The sequence below is a fragment of the Ramlibacter sp. genome, from assembly GCF_035706265.1.
Classification (GTDB): domain Bacteria; phylum Pseudomonadota; class Gammaproteobacteria; order Burkholderiales; family Burkholderiaceae_C; genus Ramlibacter.
Map to the genome: position 1 here is coordinate 1 of NZ_DASSVG010000112.1, position 2553 is coordinate 2553.

General features: G+C 68.2%; 4 protein-coding genes. All 4 read left to right on the top strand.

The features are described from left to right. Positions 1 to 457 (top strand): ABC transporter substrate-binding protein (locus VFM98_RS04355; protein WP_325108671.1); only part of this gene is annotated, 457 nt, incomplete at its 5' end. Positions 458 to 481: 24 nt separating this feature from the next. Further along, positions 482 to 1228: an ABC transporter ATP-binding protein gene (locus tag VFM98_RS04360; RefSeq protein WP_325108672.1), complete on the top strand. Its 747-nt coding sequence runs from the start codon at positions 482 to 484 to the stop codon at positions 1226 to 1228. Beyond that, positions 1228 to 2001 carry an ABC transporter permease gene (locus tag VFM98_RS04365; RefSeq protein WP_325108673.1) on the top strand — a complete coding sequence of 258 codons (774 nt, stop codon included), beginning with the start codon at positions 1228 to 1230 and terminating at the stop codon, positions 1999 to 2001. The genes VFM98_RS04360 and VFM98_RS04365 overlap by 1 nt, the downstream gene beginning before the upstream one ends. An 8-nt stretch (positions 2002 to 2009) precedes the next feature. Then, positions 2010 to 2528 (top strand): xanthine phosphoribosyltransferase, encoded by a 519-nt coding sequence (gene gpt / locus VFM98_RS04370; RefSeq protein WP_325108674.1) that lies wholly within the window; start codon positions 2010 to 2012, stop codon positions 2526 to 2528. Positions 2529 to 2553 lie beyond the last annotated feature (25 nt).

Genomic DNA, 2553 nt, shown 5'->3' on the forward strand with positions numbered 1-2553 from the left:
CTCCTCCTACATGAACCTGAAGGCGAACGGCGTGAAGGGCGAGGACATCGTGGTGCTGCACATGCGCGAGCACGGCGTGGACCTCTACGGCAACGTCCTCGTCGCCAACCCGGACGTGATGCGCCACCAGCCGAAAGTGGTCTCGGGCTTCGTCAAGGCCACCATCCGCGGCATCCAGGAGACGCTGCGCGATCCCGGGGCGGCGATCGACGCGCTCATGAAGCGCAACCCCATCGCCAAGCGCGAGGTCGAGCTGGAGCGCCTCAAGCTGTCGCTGGAGAAGAACTTCGTCACTCCCGACGTGCGGCGCAACGGCCTGGGCGGCGTCGACATGAAGCGCCTGGAGCGCTCCATCGACCAGATCGGCCTCACCTTCCAGTACACCAACAAGCCGAAGGCGGCCGACGTGTTCACCGCGCAATACCTGCCGCCGCGGGAGCAGCGCCTCGTCAAGTAATTGGTCACCCTAGAACACGTTTCGATGGCCTACGGCCGCGGCGGCGCCGCGGTCAAGGCCATCGACGACGTCAGCCTGGAGATCGGCCGCGGCGAGTTCATCGCCGTGGTGGGGCCGTCGGGCTGCGGCAAGAGCTCGCTGATGAAGCTGATCTCCGGCCTGCATCCGCCGCTCGCCGGCCGGCTCAGCGTGGAAGGCAAGCCGGTCAGCGGGCCGCTCAAGTCGGTCGGCATGGCGTTCCAGAACTCGAGCCTGCTGCCCTGGCGCAGCGCGCTCGACAACGTCCTGCTGCCGCTGGAGATCGTGCGGCCTTACCGCGACGATTTCTCGCGCAACCGGCCCAGGTACCGGCAGAAGGCGCGCGAGCTGCTGCAGTCGGTCGGCCTGGCCGGCTTCACCGACAAGTACCCGTGGGAGCTTTCCGGCGGCATGCAGCAGCGCACCTCGATCTGTCGCGCGCTGATCCACGAGCCCGAGATCCTGATGCTGGACGAGCCGTTCGGCGCGCTGGACGCGTTCACGCGCGAGGAGCTGTGGTGCGCGCTGCGCGACCTGCAGGCGCAGCGCCGCGTCACGGTGATGCTGGTGACGCACGACCTGCGCGAGGCGGTGTTCCTCGCCGACACGGTGTACGTGATGTCCAGCCGCCCGGGGCGCATCGTGCTGCGCAAGGCGGTGGACCTGCCGCGGCCGCGCGAGCTGGACGTGGTCTATACGCAGCCGTTCCAGGACGTGGTGCACGAGCTGCGCGGCCTGATCGGCAAGCATTGATGGACCGGCGCGAGTTCGCCATCCGGGTGGTGTCGCCGACGGTCTTCACCGTGCTGCTGTTCGTCGCCTGGGAAGCCGTCTGCCGGGCGCTGAAGGTGCCGCTGACCATCCTGCCGGCGCCTTCCGACGTCTTCGGCGCGCTGTGGCAGTACCGCGCGCCGATCATCGACAACTCGTGGGTCACCCTCTGGACCACGCTGACGGGCTTCCTCATGGCCACCGCGTTCGGCCTGCTGCTGGGCATCGGCGTCGGCTGGCATCGCGCGCTCTATGCCGGCATCTACCCGGTGATGGTGGGATTCAACTCGGTGCCCAAGGTGGCGGTGGTGCCGGTGCTGATCCTCTGGTTCGGCATCGGCGAGATTCCGGCGGTGCTGACGGCGTTCCTGATCTCCTTCTTCCCCATCGTGGTCAACGTGGCCACGGGCCTCGCCACCACCGAGCCCGAGCTCGAGGACGTGCTGCGCGCGCTCGGCGCCTCCAAGCTCGACATCATGCGCAAGGTCGGCATCCCGCGTTCGCTGCCCTATTTCTTCGGCTCCCTCAAGGTGGCGATCACGCTCGCCTTCGTCGGCGCGGTGGTTTCGGAGACCGTGGGCGCCAACAAGGGCATCGGCAAGCTGATGCTCGACGCCCAGGCGGCATTCCAGGTGCCGATCGTGTTCGCCGGGCTGCTGGTGCTGGCCGTGCTGGGCATCCTGCTCTACGCGGGCACCGCGCTGATCGAGGCGCGCTTCACCGGCTGGGCGTTCCGCGGGCAGGCGACCCGTTAGAATTTCGCATGGCGCGCGTCCCGTACGAAGACGAGATCATCATTTCCTGGGTCGAGCTGCACCGCGACGCCCGCTTCCTGTCCGAAGAACTGCACCGCAAGGGGCCCTGGAAGGGCATCATCGCCGTGACGCGCGGCGGGCTGGTGCCCGCCGCGCTGGTGGCGCGCGAGCTGGACATCCGCCTGGTGGACACGGTGTGCGTCACGAGCTACGGTGCCGGCGAAAAGGGCGGCGCGGCGCAGGTGCAGGGCGGCGTGCAGGTGCTGAAGGGCGTGAGCGGCGACGGCGACGGCTACCTGCTGATCGACGATCTGGTGGACACGGGGCGCACGGCGCAGGCGGTGCGCCAGATGCTGCCCAAGGCCTACTTCGCCACGCTGTACGCCAAGCCGGCGGGCCGGCCGATCGTCGACACCTTCGTCAAGGAGTTCAAGCAGACGAAGTGGATCCACTTTCCCTGGGACATCGAGTACAGCTTCGCCACGCCCATCAAGGACGGCGGGCGCGCCGCGGCCGGGCCCGGCTGAAATAAAAAGGGGGCAAGCTTCCCCT

Coding starts and splice junctions, on each gene's coding strand:
- VFM98_RS04360 (WP_325108672.1), top strand. CDS start 482: ATGGCCTACGGCCGCGGCGGCGCCGCGGTCAAGGCCATCGACGACGTC.
- VFM98_RS04365 (WP_325108673.1), top strand. CDS start 1,228: ATGGACCGGCGCGAGTTCGCCATCCGGGTGGTGTCGCCGACGGTCTTC.
- gpt (WP_325108674.1), top strand. CDS start 2,010: ATGGCGCGCGTCCCGTACGAAGACGAGATCATCATTTCCTGGGTCGAG.